Origin of the sequence: Pseudomonas sp. BP6 (assembly GCF_017875935.1) — a bacterium.
GTDB classification, from domain to species: Bacteria; Pseudomonadota; Gammaproteobacteria; order Pseudomonadales; family Pseudomonadaceae; genus Aquipseudomonas; species Aquipseudomonas putida_Y.
This window is the reverse complement of sequence record NZ_JAGINI010000001.1, coordinates 709286-727113: the sequence shown is the minus strand read 5'-3', so window position 1 is coordinate 727113 and position 17828 is coordinate 709286. Positions and strand designations below refer to the sequence as shown.

The 17828-nt window shown below is 62.1% G+C and carries 14 protein-coding genes; 1 reads left to right on the top strand and 13 read right to left on the bottom strand.

The window, feature by feature from the left end:
• Nucleotides 1-8: 8 nt before the first annotated feature.
• Nucleotides 9-1121 (bottom strand): S-(hydroxymethyl)glutathione dehydrogenase/class III alcohol dehydrogenase, encoded by a 1113-nt coding sequence (locus J3A98_RS03265; RefSeq protein WP_021785895.1) that lies wholly within the window; start codon nt 1119-1121, stop codon nt 9-11.
• 107 nt (nt 1122-1228) lie between these two features.
• Between J3A98_RS03265 and J3A98_RS03260 the strand changes: the two genes are divergently transcribed.
• The gene (locus tag J3A98_RS03260; protein WP_021785896.1) at nt 1229-2125 is read left to right on the top strand and encodes a LysR substrate-binding domain-containing protein; all 897 of its coding nucleotides are present in this window, start codon (nt 1229-1231) and stop codon (nt 2123-2125) included.
• 1153 nt (nt 2126-3278) lie between these two features.
• Here the strand turns inward: J3A98_RS03260 and ispD are convergent.
• The 12 genes from ispD to fabZ all read right to left on the bottom strand — a co-directional run bounded on the left by ispD (nt 3279) and on the right by fabZ (nt 17811).
• The gene (gene ispD, locus J3A98_RS03255; protein WP_209963996.1) at nt 3279-3986 is read right to left on the bottom strand and encodes a 2-C-methyl-D-erythritol 4-phosphate cytidylyltransferase; all 708 of its coding nucleotides are present in this window, start codon (nt 3984-3986) and stop codon (nt 3279-3281) included.
• Nucleotides 3983-4264 carry a cell division protein FtsB gene (ftsB, locus tag J3A98_RS03250; protein WP_004576849.1) on the bottom strand — a complete coding sequence of 94 codons (282 nt, stop codon included), beginning with the start codon at nt 4262-4264 and terminating at the stop codon, nt 3983-3985. Before ftsB ends, ispD begins: the two co-directional genes overlap by 4 nt.
• A 168-nt stretch (nt 4265-4432) precedes the next feature.
• Entirely contained in the window at nt 4433-5722 is a 1290-nt protein-coding gene (gene eno, locus J3A98_RS03245; RefSeq protein WP_176682769.1) for a phosphopyruvate hydratase, read from the bottom strand.
• A gap of 154 nt (nt 5723-5876) precedes the next feature.
• Entirely contained in the window at nt 5877-6722 is an 846-nt protein-coding gene (gene kdsA / locus J3A98_RS03240) for a 3-deoxy-8-phosphooctulonate synthase (RefSeq protein WP_176682768.1), read from the bottom strand.
• A gap of 3 nt (nt 6723-6725) precedes the next feature.
• A complete protein-coding gene (locus J3A98_RS03235; RefSeq protein WP_003252329.1) occupies nt 6726-8354 on the bottom strand; it encodes a CTP synthase in 1629 nt (542 codons plus the stop codon).
• A gap of 267 nt (nt 8355-8621) precedes the next feature.
• On the bottom strand, nt 8622-9905 hold the full coding sequence (gene tilS / locus J3A98_RS03230) for a tRNA lysidine(34) synthetase TilS (RefSeq protein ID WP_209963991.1): 1284 nt from the start codon (nt 9903-9905) through the stop codon (nt 8622-8624).
• Between the two features lie 173 nt (nt 9906-10078).
• Nucleotides 10079-11026, bottom strand: coding sequence for an acetyl-CoA carboxylase carboxyltransferase subunit alpha (locus tag J3A98_RS03225; RefSeq protein WP_014754274.1), 948 nt, complete (start codon nt 11024-11026; stop codon nt 10079-10081).
• Nucleotides 11027-11132: 106 nt separating this feature from the next.
• The gene (dnaE, locus tag J3A98_RS03220) at nt 11133-14657 is read right to left on the bottom strand and encodes a DNA polymerase III subunit alpha (protein WP_209963988.1); all 3525 of its coding nucleotides are present in this window, start codon (nt 14655-14657) and stop codon (nt 11133-11135) included.
• A gap of 186 nt (nt 14658-14843) precedes the next feature.
• A complete protein-coding gene (rnhB, locus tag J3A98_RS03215) occupies nt 14844-15467 on the bottom strand; it encodes a ribonuclease HII (protein WP_176682765.1) in 624 nt (207 codons plus the stop codon).
• Nucleotide 15468: 1 nt separating this feature from the next.
• Nucleotides 15469-16596 (bottom strand): lipid-A-disaccharide synthase, encoded by a 1128-nt coding sequence (gene lpxB / locus J3A98_RS03210; RefSeq protein ID WP_209963985.1) that lies wholly within the window; start codon nt 16594-16596, stop codon nt 15469-15471.
• 1 nt (nt 16597) lies between these two features.
• Nucleotides 16598-17374 carry an acyl-ACP--UDP-N-acetylglucosamine O-acyltransferase gene (lpxA, locus tag J3A98_RS03205; protein WP_021785907.1) on the bottom strand — a complete coding sequence of 259 codons (777 nt, stop codon included), beginning with the start codon at nt 17372-17374 and terminating at the stop codon, nt 16598-16600.
• A complete protein-coding gene (gene fabZ, locus J3A98_RS03200) occupies nt 17371-17811 on the bottom strand; it encodes a 3-hydroxyacyl-ACP dehydratase FabZ (protein WP_003252314.1) in 441 nt (146 codons plus the stop codon). The genes lpxA and fabZ overlap by 4 nt, the downstream gene beginning before the upstream one ends.
• Between the last annotated feature and the right edge of the window lie 17 nt (nt 17812-17828).

Genomic DNA, 17828 nt, shown 5'->3' with positions numbered 1-17828 from the left:
GGCAAACCTCAGAAGTGGATCACGCTACGGATGCTCTTGCCTTCATGCATCAGGTCGAAGGCCTTGTTGATGTCTTCCAGACCCATCGTGTGGGTGATGAAGGTGTCCAGCGGGATCTCACCTTTCTCGGACATTTCCACGTAGCTCGGCAGCTCGCTGCGGCCACGCACGCCGCCGAACGCCGAACCACGCCAAACCCGACCGGTCACCAGCTGGAACGGACGCGTGGAAATTTCCTGGCCGGCACCGGCCACACCGATGATGACCGACTCACCCCAGCCCTTGTGGCAGCATTCCAGGGCGGCGCGCATCAGTTGAACGTTGCCGATGCACTCGAAGGAGAAGTCCACGCCGCCATCGGTGAGGTCGACGATCACTTCCTGGATCGGGCGATCGTAGTCTTTCGGGTTGACGCAATCGGTGGCACCCAGCTGGCGGGCGATTTCGAACTTGGCCGGGTTGATGTCGATGGCGATGATACGCGAGGCCTTGGCCTTGACCGCACCGATCACGGCCGACAGGCCGATGCCACCGAGGCCGAAGATGGCCACGGTATCACCCGGCTTGACCTTGGCAGTGTTGAGCACCGCGCCGATACCGGTGGTGACGCCGCAGCCCAGCAGGCAGACCTTCTCCAGTGGTGCTTCTTTCTGGATCTTGGCCACGGAAATTTCCGGCAGCACGGTGTATTCGGAGAAGGTCGAGGTACCCATGTAGTGGAACAGCTCCTGGCCCTTGTACGAGAAGCGCGTGGTGCCGTCCGGCATCAGGCCCTTGCCCTGGGTGGCGCGGATGGCCTGGCACAGGTTGGTCTTGCCCGAGAGGCAGAACTTGCACTTGCCGCATTCCGGGGTGTACAGCGGGATGACGTGGTCACCTACAGCGACCGAGGTGACCCCCTCGCCTACCGCTTCGACGATTGCACCACCTTCGTGGCCGAGGATCGATGGGAAGATACCCTCCGGGTCAGCACCGGACAGGGTATAGGCATCGGTGTGGCAGACACCGCTGGCGACCACGCGCAGCAGCACTTCACCGGCCTTTGGCATGGCCACGTCGACTTCGACGATTTCCAGGGGTTTCTTGGCTTCGAAGGCTACGGCAGCACGGGACTTGATCATCAAAGGTCTCCAGACAGTGGGTCGATTCAGTCTTGCAGTGTAATTCAGCGCCTTTTGATGAATAATCAGGCCAAAGACAAAACATTATTGCCATACAGGGATAATTGATGAGCAGCCGATGGGAAGGCATCGACGAATTCGTCGCCGTGGCCGAATCGGGCCAGTTCACTGCCGCCGCCGAACGCCTGGGGGTTTCCTCATCGCACATCAGCCGGCAGATCGCCCGGCTGGAAGAACGCCTGCAAACGCGCTTGCTGTACCGCAGTACCCGCCGGGTCACCCTGAGCGAAGCTGGGCAGACCTTCCTGCAGCATTGCCAACGCTTGCAGGATGGCCGTGAGGAAGCGCTGCGCGCCATGGGCGACCTGGCCAGCGAGCCCAAGGGCTTGCTGCGCATGACCTGCGCTGTGGCCTACGGCGAGCGCTTCATCGTGCCACTGGTGACGCGATTCATGGCGCTGTACCCGCAGCTGCGCGTGGATGTGGAGCTGAGCAACCACACCCTCGACCTGCTGCATGAAGGCATGGACCTGGCCATCCGCCTGGGTCGCCTGGCCGACTCTCGCTTGGTGGCTACCCGCCTGGCGCCAAGGCGCATGTACCTGTGCGCCTCGCCGGCCTATCTTGAGCGTTATGGCCGGCCGCACAGCCTGTCGGAGCTGGCGCGGCACAATTGCCTGGTGGGGAGTTCGGACTTGTGGGCATTACAGCAGGATGGCCGTGAGATCAGCCAGCGGGTACAGGGCAACTGGCGCTGCAACAGTGGCCAGGCAGTGCTGGATGCGGCGTTACAAGGGATAGGGTTATGCCAGTTGCCGGATTACTACGTGCTGGAACACCTCAATAGCGGTGCGCTGGTGTCGCTGCTGGAGGCGCACCAGCCGCCGAATACGGCGGTATGGGCGCTGTATCCGCAGCAGAGGCACCTGTCGCCGAAGGTACGGCGGCTGGTGGATTACCTGAAGGAGGGGTTGGCAGGGTTGCCGGAATATCGTTTCGGCTGACGGGATGTGCTGCATGTACTGGCCTCTTCGCGGGTGAACCCGCTCCTACGACGGCCTGTGCCCAACCGCCGATGTGTGTCCACCACCGTGGTAGGAGCGGGTTCACCCGCGAATACGGTAGCGGCGGTAACGGTGAACGGCGGGTGGAGATTGGCCAGCAGGGCCGGCCTCTTCGCGGGTAAACCCGCTCCTACGACGGGCTGCGTCCAACCGCCGATGTGTGTCCACCACCGTGGTAGGAGCGGGTTCACCCGCGAATACGGTAGCGGCGGTAACGGTGAACGGCGGGTGGAGATTGGCCAACAGGGCCGGCCTCTTCGCGGGTAAACCCGCTCCTACGGCGGCCTGTGTCCAACGCCCGATGTGTGTCCACCACCGTGGTAGGAGCGGGTTCACCCGCGAATACGGTAGCGGCGGTAACGGTGAACGGCGGGTGGAGATTGGCCAGCAGACCCGGCCCTTTCGCGGGTGAACCCGCTCCTACGGCGGCCTGTGCCCAACCGCCGATGTGTGTCCACCACCAATCTGTGTAGGAGCGGGTTTACCCGCGAATACGGTAGCGGCGGTAACGGTGAACGGCGGGTGGAGATTGGCCAACAGGGCCGGCCTCTTCGCGGGTAAACCCGCTCCTACGACGGGCTGCGTCCAACCTCCGATGTGTGTCCACCACCGTGGTAGGAGCGGGTTTACCCGCGAATACGGTAGCGGCGGTAACGGTGAACGGCGGGTGGAGATTGGCCAGCAGACCCGGCCCTTTCGCGGGTGAACCCGCTCCTACGACGGCCTGTGCCCAACCCCCGATGTGTGTCCACCACCGTGGTAGGAGCGGGTTTACCCGCGAATACGGTAGCGGCGGTAACGGTGAATGGCGGGTGGAGATTGGCCAGCAGACCCGGCCCTTTCGCGGGTGAACCCGCTCCTACGGCGGCCTGTGTCCAACGCCCGATGTGTGTCCACCACCGTGGTAGGAGCGGGTTTACCCGCGAATACGGTAGCGGCGGTAACGGTGAACGGCAGGTGGAGATTGGCCAGCAGGGCCGGCCTCTTCGCGGGTAAACCCGCTCCTACGGCGGCCTGTGCACAACCGCCGATATGTGTCCACCACCGTGGTAGGAGCGGGTTCACCCGCGAAGAGACCGGCACAGGCGAACGCTCAGCGTTTACCCGCCCAGCGCTGGCGCAACCATTCGAGATCTTCGGGCCGGGTCACCTTTATGTTGTCACTGCGCCCTTCCACCAGCCGCGGCGCCTGACCAGACCATTCGATGGCAGAAGCCTCGTCGGTCACCACCACATCCGACAGCAGGCACTCGGCCAGCGCCCGGTGCAACGCCCCAAGGCGAAACATCTGTGGTGTGTACGCCTGCCAGATCGTGCTGCGGTCCACGGTAGCACTCACCCGGCCATGGCTGTCGGCGCGCTTGAGGGTATCGCGCGCCGGCACCGCCAGCAGTCCACCCACCGGGTCGTCCGCCAGCTCCGACAACAGCTTGTCCAGGTCGCCGCGCGCCAGGTTCGGCCGCGCGGCATCGTGCACCAGTACCCAGTCGCTTTCAGCCGCCCCCTGGGCATGCAGCATCAACAAGGCGTTAAGCACCGAGTCAGCTCGTTCACGCCCGCCCGCCGCACACTGGATGCGTGGGTCGCTGGCGTAGCGCAAGCCAGGCCAGTAAGGGTCATCTTCGGCAATGCTGACCACCACGCCTTTAAGCGCCGGGTGGCCTAGAAAACAGTCGAGGCTGTGCTCGAGAAGGGTCTGCCCAGCCAGCTCCAGGTATTGCTTGGGGCGGTCGGCAGCCATGCGGGCACCTACACCCGCCGCAGGAATCACGGCCCAGAAGGCCGGCAAGGTATCGATCATTTCTGTGGCAACTGGAAGAGGGTTTCGCCCTCTTTGACCATCCCCAATTCATGGCGGGCCCGTTCTTCAACGGTCTCCATGCCTTTTTTCAGCTCTAGCACTTCAGCATCGAGCACACGATTACGCTCAAGCAAACGCTCGTTTTCGGCATGCTGATCGGCAATCTGCTGCTTCAGTTCGGTCACTTGCGCCAGGCTGCCGTTACCCACCCACAGGCGGTACTGCAGGCCACCCAACAGCAAGAGCAGAACGAGGAACAACCAATAGGGACTGCGCATCACGTTATCCAGGTTAAAAAGGCTGCCGCGTACTTTTCACTTCGGGGCCTCGAATAGCACGAAGCCTGGCCGAGGCCAGGCTTCGTCGACAGAAACCCATTAGTACGTAGGAAAGTTCAGTACGAACGTTCCTACAACTTCGGCTGCTGCCTTTTTACCATCTCTTGCTTAGCCGCGAAACTCGGCACGACCGCGGTAAACCGCTTTGGCACCCAGTTGCTCTTCGATGCGCAGCAGTTGGTTGTACTTGGAAACGCGGTCGGAACGGCACAGCGAACCGGTCTTGATCTGGCCAGCAGCAGTACCCACAGCCAGGTCGGCGATGGTCGAGTCCTCGGTTTCACCGGAACGGTGCGAGATCACTGCAGTGTAACCAGCAGCCTTGGCCATCTGGATGGCTTCCAGGGTTTCGGTCAGCGAGCCGATCTGGTTGAACTTGATCAGGATCGAGTTACCAATGCCCTTCTCGATGCCTTCCTTGAGGATCTTGGTGTTCGTCACGAACAGGTCGTCACCGACCAACTGGACTTTTTCACCGATCTTGTCAGTGAGGATTTTCCAGCCAGCCCAGTCGGACTCGTCCAGGCCGTCTTCGATCGAAATGATCGGGAAACGCTCGGTCAGGCCTTTCAGGTAGTCGGCGAAGCCTTCGGCGTCGAACGACTTGCCTTCGCCGGACAGGTTGTACTTGCCGTCTTCGTAGAATTCCGAAGCCGCGCAGTCCAGGGCCAGGGTCACGTCGGTGCCCAGCTTGTAGCCGGCTTTTTCGACAGCTTCGGCGATGGCGCCCAGGGCGTCTTCGTTGGACGCCAGGTTAGGGGCGAAACCACCTTCATCACCTACGGCGGTGTTCAGGCCACGGGCCTTCAGTACGGCCTTGAGGTGGTGGAAGATTTCGGTACCCATGCGCAGGCCGTCAGAGAAGGTCTTGGCGCCAACCGGCTGAACCATGAACTCCTGGATGTCGACGTTGTTGTCGGCGTGCTCACCACCGTTGATGATGTTCATCATCGGAACCGGCATCGAGTACTGGCCCGGGGTGCCGTTCAGGTTGGCGATGTGCGCGTACAGCGGCAGGTCCTGGTCCTGGGCAGCAGCTTTGGCGGCAGCCAGGGAAACAGCCAGGATGGCGTTGGCGCCCAGCTTGGCCTTGTTCTCGGTACCGTCCAGTTCGATCATGGCGCGGTCCAGAGCCTTCTGGTCGGAAGGATCCTTGCCCAGCAGCAGGTCGCGGATCGGGCCGTTGATGTTGGCGACGGCCTTCAGCACGCCCTTGCCCATGTAACGGCTCTTGTCGCCATCACGCAGCTCCAGCGCTTCGCGCGAGCCGGTAGAAGCACCGGACGGCGCGCAAGCGCTGCCGATGATACCGTTGTCGAGCAGTACATCGGCTTCCACAGTGGGGTTGCCACGCGAATCGAGAACTTCACGACCTTTGATGTCGACGATTTTTGCCATTGTTGTAAGCACTCCAGAATTTGACGAAAACAACTTAGCTTAGGAAATTCTTGCCGTTCATCGGGCGAACTTGCTTTGGGCAGGCCTGATGAAGGGAGCCCCTGACCGACTGGTCAGGGGTGGATCGGGCGGTACTTTACCCGAGAAATGAGCTTTACGCGGTTTCTACCGTCGGAAAACTTTTCACCAGGTCGTCCAATTGCTTGAGCTGGACCAGAAACGGCTCCAGTTTATCCAGGCGCAGGGCGCATGGGCCATCGCACTTGGCGTTGTCCGGATCGGGGTGGGCTTCGAGGAAAAGCCCGGCCAGGCCCTGACTCATGCCGGCCTTGGCCAGGTCGGTAACCTGGGCACGACGGCCGCCGGCGGAATCGGCGCGACCACCCGGCATCTGCAGGGCGTGGGTAACGTCGAAGAACACCGGGTATTCGAACTGCTTCATGATGCCGAAGCCCAGCATGTCGACCACCAGGTTGTTGTAGCCGAAGCTCGAACCACGCTCGCAGAGTATCAACTGGTCGTTACCGGCCTCCTCGCACTTGGCCAGGATGTGTTTCATTTCCTGAGGTGCGAGGAACTGAGCCTTCTTGATATTGATCACCACGCCGGTCTTGGCCATGGCCACCACCAGGTCAGTCTGCCGCGACAGGAAAGCCGGCAGCTGGATGATGTCGCATACCTTGGCGACGGGCTCGGCCTGGTAAGGCTCGTGCACGTCGGTGATCACCGGCACGTTGAAGGTGCGCTTGATCTCTTCGAAGATCTTCAGCCCCTCGTCCATGCCAGGGCCACGATAGGACGTCACCGACGAACGGTTGGCCTTGTCGAAGCTGGCCTTGAACACATACGGGATACCGAGCTTCTCGGTAACCCGCACGTACTCTTCGCAGACCTTCATCGCCAGATCACGGGATTCCAGAACGTTCATGCCGCCGAACAGGACGAACGGCTTGTCGTTGGCGATCTCGATGTTACCGACGCGAATGATCTTCTGGGTCATCGATCAGGCCTTGTTCTTCTGAGCCAGGGCTGCCTTGACGAAGCCGCTGAACAGCGGGTGGCCGTCACGCGGGGTGGAGGTGAACTCCGGGTGGAACTGGCAAGCGACGAACCATGGGTGGTCCTTGGACTCGACCACTTCCACCAGCGCGCCGTCTTCGGAACGGCCGGAAACCACCAGACCAGCTTCCACCAGTTGTGGCAGCAGGTTGTTGTTCACTTCGTAGCGGTGACGGTGACGCTCGGTGATCACATCCTTGCCGTAGCAGTCGTGCACCTTGGAACCGGCAGCCAGCTGGCAGTCCTGTGCGCCCAGGCGCATGGTGCCGCCCAGGTCGGAAGCCTCGTCGCGGGTCTCGACGGCACCGGTGGCATCGGCCCACTCGGTGATCAGGCCGACCACTGGGTGGCCGCTGTTACGGTCGAACTCGGTGGAGTTGGCGTCTTTCCAGCCCATCACGTTACGGGCGAATTCGATGACGGCCACCTGCATGCCCAGGCAGATACCCAGGTACGGCACCTTGTTCTCACGGGCGTATTGCACCGCAGTGATCTTGCCTTCCACACCGCGCAGGCCGAAACCGCCCGGTACCAGGATGGCATCGGCGCCTTCGAGCAGGCTGGTGCCCTGGTTCTCGATGTCTTCCGAGTCGATGTAACGCAGGTTGACCTTGGTCCGGTTGGTGATGCCGGCGTGGCTCATCGCTTCGATCAGCGACTTGTACGCATCCAGCAGCTCCATGTACTTGCCGACCATGGCGATGGTCACTTCGTGCTCCGGGTTGAGCTTGGCATCGACCACCTTGTCCCACTCGGACAGGTCGGCGCCATTGCACTGCAGGCCGAAGCGCTCGACGACGAAGTCGTCCAGGCCCTGAGCATGCAGTACGCCCGGGATCTTGTAGATGGTGTCGACGTCTTCCAGCGAAATCACCGCACGCTCTTCAACGTTGGTGAACAGCGCGATCTTGCGACGCGACGAAGCATCGACCGGGTGGTCGGAGCGGCAGATCAGCACGTCAGGCTGCAGGCCGATGGAGCGCAGCTCCTTGACCGAGTGCTGGGTCGGCTTGGTCTTGGTTTCGCCAGCGGTGGCGATGTACGGGACCAGGGTCAGGTGCATCAGCATGGCACGCTTGGAGCCCACTTCGACGCGCAACTGGCGAATCGCCTCGAGGAACGGCTGCGACTCGATATCACCCACGGTACCGCCGATCTCCACCAGGGCCACGTCGGCATCGCCGGCACCCTTGATGATGCGACGCTTGATTTCGTCGGTGATGTGCGGGATGACCTGGATGGTCGCGCCCAGATAATCACCACGACGCTCTTTGCGCAGCACGTGCTCGTAGATACGGCCGGTGGTGAAGTTGTTGTTCTGGGTCATGGTGGTGCGGATGAACCGCTCGTAGTGCCCCAGGTCGAGGTCGGTCTCGGCGCCATCGTGGGTGACGAACACTTCACCGTGCTGGAACGGGCTCATGGTGCCCGGGTCGACGTTGATGTACGGATCCAGCTTGAGCATGGTGACCTTCAGGCCCCGCGCTTCCAGGATGGCCGCCAGGGAAGCCGAGGCAATGCCTTTCCCCAATGAAGAAACAACACCGCCCGTGACGAATATGTAGCGCGTCATGAAAAACCCTAGAAGTCTGCGTTAAGGCGGCCAGCGCCGCCGGAGAAAGCGAAGGAAGGCCGAAGCCCCCGATCACCTGCGTCAATCACAGTGCATCTCGAAAAACTGCCGCGTCTGTACAGCCAGGGTATACCCGGCATGGCGTTCGCTCGTCATTTCCAGAATCAGCTCGGCAAAAAACTGCTTGGTAATCGGCAACCCCTGTGTTTTCGCGGAACCCACAGAAGTTGTATCAAGAAGGGAGGGTAGTCTACCGGAATGTACCCTTCAGCTCAAACCTTGCGCGTTCGTCGGTAACTGCCAGTGCAGTTGGCAATCCGCCCTCACCAGCCCGGGCAGGTTGGCCACCGCCAGCAGGCAATCGTCGCTATATAGCAAGGGCAGGCGCGAGCGCAGGAAATGCGGCACTTGCTGCTCGTTTAACAGGCGCTTGAGGTCACGCCGGCCTCGGCCGGGAACCTCCAGCATTTCACCACCCTGACGGTAGGCAATGCGCAACCCGCCCGGCACGGCTGCGCCGACAAGACGCACGCAACCATTGCCCGGCAACCGCAGCGGCCCATCAGGGTCGGGCCAGGCCAGCGAGCCAGCGGGTTGCTGTAGCCAATCACCGCTCAACCACCAGATGCGCCCGTGGCTACGCACCAACCGCCCATCGGCAAGCCGCCAGACTGGCCGGGCATCGGCGGCGGCATCGCGCAGGTCTGCCCAGCCGGCCCAGTGCCGGGTATCGGGCAAACGGGTGCGCTGGCTTAGCCAGTACTGCAAGGCATTGCGCTGACGGGCTGGCGATAGCGCTACCAGGGTGGCCAGGCCGAGGGAATCCAGCCCCGGCCAGGCGATGGGCGCCCCCTTACGCGCAAGCGCCAGATCCTCCTGGGCCAGTTCGTCCAGCAAACCCAGCGCCTCACCCAGATGCTCTGCTGCACGGGCGAAGTTCTGGCTGGCCTGAGGCCAACGTTGCTGCAAGTGCGGCATCACTTCGCCACGCAGGTAGTTGCGGGCGAATTGTGTGTCGGCGTTTGACGGGTCTTCGATCCAGACCAACCCTTGGGCTTTGCCGTAGTCCTGCAACTGCTGCCGCGAACAACCCAGCAACGGCCTGACCAGGCTGCCCTGCCCTAATGCCCGCTGCACCGGCATGGCTGCCAGGCCGCGCAGGCCGGCGCCGCGCAACAGGCGGAACAGCAGAGTCTCGGCCTGGTCGTCGCGGTGCTGGCCGGTGAACAGGATGTCGCCTGGGCCGAGCACTTGCCTGAAGGCGGCATAGCGGGCATCTCGGGCCGCCTGCTCCAGGCTGGCGCCGGGGCTGACCTGGACGTGAATGACGTGGAGTTCGATGCCAAGATTGTCGCAGACGGCTTGGCAATGAGCAGGCCAGGCGTCAGCAGCGGACTGCAGGCCATGGTGGACATGAATGGCACGCAGCGGTGGGGAAACGTGATTGCGGGCGTAATCGGCCAGCAGGTGCAGGAGGACGGTGGAATCGAGGCCGCCGGAGAAGGCGACGTGCCAGGTGGGGGCGTTGAGCCAAGGAGTGAGGTTGATCATCTAGCCCTCGCTCGATTCCAGAAAGCATTCGCGGGCATGCCCGCTCCCACATGCACGGCGCAAGCCTCAAGGACAGCGCAAATACCTGTAGGAGCGGGTTTACCCGCGAACACCGGCGAAGCCGGTGCCGTCAATCACAAGGGCCACAAAACGGCCCCCGGGGCAAATCAGAATCAGAGGCCGTAGCTCATCAGGCGCTCGTAGCGACGGGCCAGCAGCGCGTCGTTGTCGAACTTGCCGAGCATGTCCAGCTGCTGCACCAGATCGGCACGGATGCTTTCGGACATCTGGGCCGGATCACGGTGGGCGCCGCCCAGCGGCTCCTGGATGACCTTGTCGACAATGTTCAGGCTCTTCAGGCGCTCGGCAGTGATACCCATGGCTTCGGCCGCGTCTGCTGCTTTGTCGGCGGTTTTCCACAGAATCGAAGCACACCCTTCCGGCGAGATAACCGAGTAGGTGGAGTACTGCAGCATGTTCAGTTGGTCGCACACGCCAATGGCCAGTGCCCCACCGGAACCACCCTCACCAATCACGGTCGCGATGATCGGGGTTTTCAGGCGTGCCATGACCCGCAGGTTCCAGGCAATGGCTTCACTCTGGTTACGTTCTTCGGCGTCGATGCCCGGGTAGGCGCCCGGCGTGTCGATGAAGGTCAGGATCGGCATCTTGAAGCGTTCGGCCATTTCCATCAGGCGACAGGCCTTGCGGTAGCCTTCCGGGCGCGGCATGCCGAAGTTGCGACGCACTTTCTCGCGCACTTCACGGCCCTTCTGGTGGCCAATGACCATGACCGGCTTGCCGTCCAGACGCGCAGTACCACCCACGATGGCGGCGTCGTCAGAGAAGTGACGGTCCCCGTGCAGTTCTTCGAACTCGGTGAAGATATGCTCCAGGTAGTCCAGGGTGTAAGGACGACGCGGGTGACGGGCCAGGCGGGCGATCTGCCAGCTGGTCAGGTTGCCGAAGATGCTTTCGGTCAGGGTGTTGCTCTTGTCTTGCAGACGGGCAATTTCATCGCTGATGTTCAGCGAGTTGTCGTTACCCACCAGGCGCAGGCCTTCGATCTTGGCTTGCAGGTCGGCAATCGGCTGTTCGAAATCGAGGAAATTCGGGTTCATAGTCATCCGTCTTGGGTCTACGGCCAGGCGGCCGGCCGGTTGATCCGTTTGGCGCCATACCTTAAGGGATCAGGCGCATTCAGGTCGAGATTAAATTTTTGTCGGTTCAACGATATTGCAGGAAGACGTTCTCACGCCCGAACTGGTCACGCAGCGCCTGAATCAGGCCATCGGCCGGGTCGATCGCCCACTGCTCGCCAAACTGCAGCATGGCCTTGGCGTCGCTGCCGGTGTACTCCAGCGTGATCGGGCAAGCACCACGATGGCGGGTGATCAGCTCGCCCAGCCACTTCAGCCGGTCGCCTTTCAGTGCGTCGTGCGCCACCTTCAGGCGCAGGCTCTCGGCCAGCTTGGTGCGCGCGTCTTCCATGGTCATCACCTGCTTCACCCGCAGGCGCAAGCCCCCGGAGAAGTCGTCATTGCTGACCTCGCCTTCCACCACCACCATGGCATCGGTCTGCAGCAAGGACTGTGCCGCCATGAAGGCATCGGCAAACAGCGATGCCTCGATCCGCCCGGAACGGTCATCCAGGGTGACGAAGCCCATCTTGTCGCCCTTCTTGTTCTTCATCACCCGTAGGGCAATGATCATGCCGGCGATGGTCTGGGTTTCGCGCGACGGCTTGAGGTCGACGATGCGCTGGCGGGCGAAGCGGCGAATCTCGGCCTCGTACTCGTCGATCGGGTGGCCGGTCAGGTACAGGCCCAGGGTGTCTTTCTCTCCCTTCAGACGCTCCTTGAGGGTGAGCTCGCGCACCTTGCGATGGTTGGCGTAGACGTCGACATCTGCCGCGTCGAACATGCCGCCGAACAGGTCGACATGGCCACTGTCAGCGGTGTGCGCAGCCTGCTCGGCTGCCTTGATGGCCTCGCCCAGCGCCGACAGCAAGGTTGCCCGGTTGATGTCGATATTGGCGTGGTAGGCCTTGATCTCGTCATGGAAGTGCGGGCCAAGGCGGTCCAGCGCGCCACTGCGCACCAGCGCATCAAGGGTACGCTTGTTGACCCGCTTGAGGTCGATGCGTTCACAGAAATCGAACAGGTCCTTGAACGGACCGCCTTGGGCACGGGCTTCGACAATCGCCTCCACCGGGCCTTCGCCGACACCCTTGATGGCGCCAAGGCCGTAGACGATCCGGCCGTCGTTGTTGACGGTGAACTTGAAGTCCGAGAAGTTCACGTCCGGCGCGTCGAGGCGCAGCTTCATGCTGCGCACCTCCTCCACCAGCACCACCACCTTGTCGGTGTTGTGCATATCCGCCGACAGGACCGCAGCCATGAACGGCGCCGGGTAGTGGGTTTTCAGCCAGGCGGTCTGGTACGACACCAGGCCATAGGCAGCGGAGTGGGATTTGTTGAAGCCGTAGCCGGCGAACTTTTCTACCAGGTCGAAGATGTTACCGGCGAGGTCCGCATCGATATTGTTGGCTACGCAACCTTCGATGAAACCACCGCGCTGCTTGGCCATTTCCTCGGGCTTTTTCTTACCCATGGCCCGGCGCAGCATGTCGGCACCACCCAGGGTATAACCTGCCATCACCTGGGCGATCTGCATCACCTGTTCCTGGTACAGGATGATGCCGTAGGTCGGCGCCAGTACTGGCTTGAGGCCTTCATACTGGTAGTCGGAGTGCGGGTAGGCCAGTTCGGCGCGGCCGTGCTTGCGGTTGATGAAGTCGTCCACCATGCCCGATTGCAGCGGGCCCGGGCGGAACAGCGCAACCAGTGCGATCAGGTCTTCCAGGCAGTCGGGCTTGAGCTTCTTGATCAGCTCCTTCATGCCCCGCGATTCAAGCTGGAACACCGCCGTGGTTTCGGCCTTCTGCAGCAGCTCGTAGGTCTTGCGATCGTCCAGCGGAATGAAGTCGATATTGAGGTCAGGCAGGTTCTTCTTGGCCTGCTCGCGGTTGATGATCTCCATCGCCCACTTGATGATGGTCAAGGTACGCAGGCCGAGGAAGTCGAACTTCACCAAGCCGGCGGCCTCGACGTCATCCTTGTCGAACTGGGTTACCAGGCCACCACCCTCTTCATCACAGGCGATCGGCGAAAAGTCGGTGAGCTTGGTCGGTGCGATAACCACACCACCGGCGTGCTTGCCGGTGCCCCGGGTCACACCCTCCAGCTTCAGGGCCATGTCCCAGATTTCACGGGCGTCTTCGTCGCCCTTGAGGAAGTCACGCAGGATCTCTTCCTGCTCGTAGGCCTTCTCCAGGGTCATGCCCACTTCGAAGGGGATCATCTTCGACAGGCGGTCGGCCAGGCCATAGGATTTGCCTTGCACCCGCGCCACGTCACGCACCACCGCCTTGGCGGCCATGGTACCGAAGGTGATGATCTGGCTCACCGCATTACGGCCGTAGGCCTCGGCTACGTAGTCGATCACCCGGTCACGGCCGTCCATGCAGAAGTCGACGTCGAAGTCGGGCATGGAAACACGTTCAGGGTTGAGGAAGCGCTCGAACAGCAGGTCGTAGGCCAGCGGGTCGAGGTCGGTGATCTTCAGTACATAGGCCACCAGCGAGCCAGCACCCGAGCCGCGGCCCGGGCCAACCGGTACATCGTTGTTCTTGGCCCACTTGATGAAGTCCATAACAATCAGGAAGTAACCGGGGAAGCCCATCTGGATGATGATGTCCAGTTCAAACTTCAGGCGATCCAGGTAGACCTGACGCTTTTCTTCATAATTGGGCGTGGTCTCTTTCGGCCACAGCACCGCCAGGCGCTCTTCCAGGCCTTCGTGGGACACATGCCGCAGGTAGTCGTCGATGCCCATGCCGTTGGGCGTGGGGAAGTCAGGCAGGAAGTACTTGCCCAGCTGCACCTGGATGTTGCAGCGCTTGGCGATCTCGACGGTGTTGGCGATGGCGTCGGGCAGGTCACTGAACAGCTCGGCCATTTCCTCGGCCGACTTCAGGTACTGCTGGTCGCTGTAGCAACGCGGACGGCGCGGGTCGTCGAGGGTCCATCCCTCGCCAATGCATACGCGGGTTTCGTGGGCGTCGAAGTCCGTTTGCTTGATGAAACGCACGTCGTTGGTAGCCACCAGCGGGGCGCCAAGCTTGTCGGCCAACGCCACCGCCGCGTGCACGTATTCTTCGTCGCGTGCCCGATTGGTGCGCTGCACTTCAACGTAGAAGCGCTCGGGGAACATGCCCATCCAGTCTTGAAGTAGCGCTTCGGCTTCATCTTGCCGCCCAGCCAGCAAGGCCATGCCGATGTCGCCTTCCTTACCCGCGGACAGGGCAATCAGGCCCTCGCTGGCCGGCGCGATCCATTCACGCTGGAGGATGACCAGGCCATTGCGCTGGCCATCGGTCCAGCCGCGCGAGATCAGTTCGGTAAGGTTGCGATAGCCCTTGGGGTCCATGGCCAGGAAGCAGATGCGCGACAGCGGGGCTTCCGGGTCGGCGCCGGCCAGCCACAGGTCGGCACCGCAGATCGGTTTGATACCGGCGCCCATGGCAGTCTTGTAGAACTTCACCAGCGAGCACATGTTGCTCTGATCGGTGATGGCGACCGCCGGCATGTTCATCCCGGTCAGTGCCTTGGCCAGCGGCTTGATCCGCACCAGGCCGTCAACCAGCGAGAATTCAGAGTGGACGCGCAGGTGAACGAAGGAAACCGACATGGAAGATCCTGTAGCAGTGCTTAACGACAAGGGCGGGATTGTAGCCTAACTAGGGGCTTTTTTTGGGGCTGCTTTGCAGCCCTTCGCGGGCACGCCCGCTCCCACAGGTACGGCCCCGCTGCTCAGACCGATGAATCCTGTGGGAGCGGGCGTGCCCGCGAAGGGCCGCAAAGCGGCCCCAATAGGTCAGATCAGGGAATCGGTGACGCCTTCGCGCGCTTCCCAGGCCGCCCGCACAGGGGCGAAGGATCGCCGATGAATGGGCGTAGGCCCAAGGCGCGCCAAGGCCTCGAGATGCACCGGGGTCGGGTAGCCCTTGTGCCCGCCAATGCCATACCCCGGGTAGATCAGTTCGAAGGCGCTCATCTCCCGATCACGGGTCACCTTGGCCAGGATCGATGCCGCTGCAATGGCCGGCACCTGGCTATCCCCCTTGACCACCGGTGCTGCCGGCACAGCCAGCTTCGGGCAGCGATTGCCATCGATCAGGGCCAGTTTCGGCGTAATATGCAGGCCCTCCACTGCCCGCTGCATGGCCAGCATGGTGGCCTGCAGGATGTTCAGGCTGTCGATCTCCTCGACTTCGGCGCGGGCGATGCAGAAGCTCAAGGCCTTTTCGCAGATCTCGTCGAACAGCGCCTCACGCTTGGCTTCGGTGAGCTTCTTCGAGTCGTTCAGACCGAGAATCGGCCGCGCAGGATCAAGAATCACCGCCGCCGTGACCACCGCGCCACACAGCGGACCACGGCCTACTTCGTCAACGCCGGCGACCAGGTCTTCTACCAGGTTGAAGTCCAGTCCAATTTGCATGTCAGCGGTCCTTGAGCAGGGCCAGTACCGCCTCGGCGGCCTGATTGGAGGCATCACGGCGCAAGGTACGGTGAATTGCGTCGAAACGTTCGGTCTGCTGGCTTCCATCGCGCACCAGTGGCGCCAAGGTGTTGGCCAGCGCTTCGCTGGTAGCGTCGTCCTGCAGTAGCTCGGGCACCAGTTCTCGTTGGGCCAGCAGATTTGGCAATGACACGTAAGGGCTTTTCACCAGACGCTTGAGAATCCAGTAGGTCAACGGCGCCAGGCGGTACGCCACCACCATCGGCCGCTTGTACAGCAGCGCCTCGAGGGTAGCGGTGCCCGAGGCGATCAGCACCGCGTCACAGGCCGCCAGGGCTTGGTGCGACTGGCCATCGAGCAGGGTCAGCGGCAGTTGGCGCCCTTCAAGCATCTGTTCGACCTGAGCGCGTCGCGTGGCGTTGGCGCAGGGCAATACGAAGCGTACACCCGGCACCTGCTGGCAGAGGCGCTCGGCAGCGTCAAGGAACAGCGTACCCAGGCGCCCTACTTCGCCACCCCGGCTGCCCGGCATCAGCGCCACCACAGGCCCCTCGCCCAGGCCCAGCGCGGCGCGCGCGGCCGGGCGGTCGGTTTCAAGCGGGATGGTGTCTGCCAGCGGGTGGCCGACAAAACGCACTGGCACACCCTGCTCTTCGTAGAACCGCGCCTCGAACGGCAGCAGCGTCAGCATCAGGTCGCAGCCTTCGCGAATCTTCAGCACGCGCTTCTGCCGCCAGGCCCACACTGACGGGCTGACATAGTGGACGGTCTTGATCCCGGCCTGACGCAGCTTCAGCTCGATATTGAGGGTGAAGTCAGGGGCGTCGATGCCGATGAATACGTCGGGCTTTTCTTCGATCAGGGTCTGGATCAGCAACTTGCGGCGCTTGAGCAGCTCGCGCAGGCGCCCCAACACCTCGACCAGCCCCATGACGGCGAGACGTTCCATGGGGAAATAGGATTGCAGGCCTTCGGCCTCCATCAAAGGGCCGCCAACCCCGATGAAACGTACGTCGGGGTGGCGCGCCTTCAGGGCACGCATCAAGCCTGAACCAAGAATATCGCCACTGGCCTCACCGGCGACCAGCGCTACGCAAAGCTGGGCCATATCAGCGTGTGATGCCGCGAGCGGAGCTCAGGATCGACTGACGGAACAGCTCGACCTCGGGGTGTTGCGCAGCGGGTTCGGCCAGCTCCTTGAGCGCGTCTTCTACGGTCAGGCCCTGACGGTAGACAATCTTGTAGCAACGACGCAGCACATGGATCACCTCGTCGCTGAAACCGCGGCGGCGCATGCCCTCGAAGTTCATGCTGCGGGCTTCGGCCGGGCTGCCGAACACGGTCACGAAGGCCGGAACGTCCTTGCCAATCGCCGTGCCCATGCCGGAAAACGCGTGGGCGCCAATGTGGCAGTACTGGTGAACCAGGGTGTAACCGGACAGGATCGCCCAGTCACCCACATGCACATGACCTGCCAGCGCCGTATTGTTGACCAGGATGCAGTGGTTGCCGATGACACTGTCGTGGCCAATGTGGGCATAGGCCATGATCAGGTTATGGTCACCCACGGTGGTTTCCGCGCGGTCCTGAACAGTACCGCGGTGGATGGTCACCCCTTCGCGAATGACATTGTGATCGCCGATCACCAGGCGCGTCGGCTCACCCTTGTACTTCAGGTCCGGGGTGTCTTCACCGATGGAAGAGAACTGGAAGATACGGTTGTGCTTGCCGATGCGGGTCGGGCCTTTGAGCACAACATGCGGGCCGATAACGGTGCCCTCCCCGATTTCTACATCAGGGCCAACGATCGACCAAGGGCCGACCTCGACGCCGTCGGCCAGCCTGGCCGACGGATCGATAATGGCCCGAGGATCAATCGAATTCATAGGGAGCGTTCCGCGCAGGTGATTTCTGCCGAGCAGACCGGCTTGCCGTCGACCAGGGCGCGGCACTCGAACTTCCAGATCATGCTTTTACGGCTGAGGAACTTGGCTTCCAGCACAAGCTGGTCACCCGGCAGAACCGGCTGACGGAAACGCAGTTTGTCGGAACCGACAAAGTAGTACAGGGTGCCATCGGCCGGCTTGGCATCGAGCATCTTGAAACCAAGGATGCCGGCCGCCTGGGCCATGGCTTCGATGATCAGGACACCCGGCATGATCGGGTGTGCCGGGAAGTGGCCATTGAAAAACGGCTCGTTGATGCTGACATTCTTGTAGGCACGAATGCTCTGGGCCTCGAAGTCCAGATCCGTCACCCGATCTACCAGCAGGAACGGGTAGCGGTGAGGCAGGTATTCGCGAATCTCGTTGATGTCCATCATTTCGGTGGGGAAGCCTG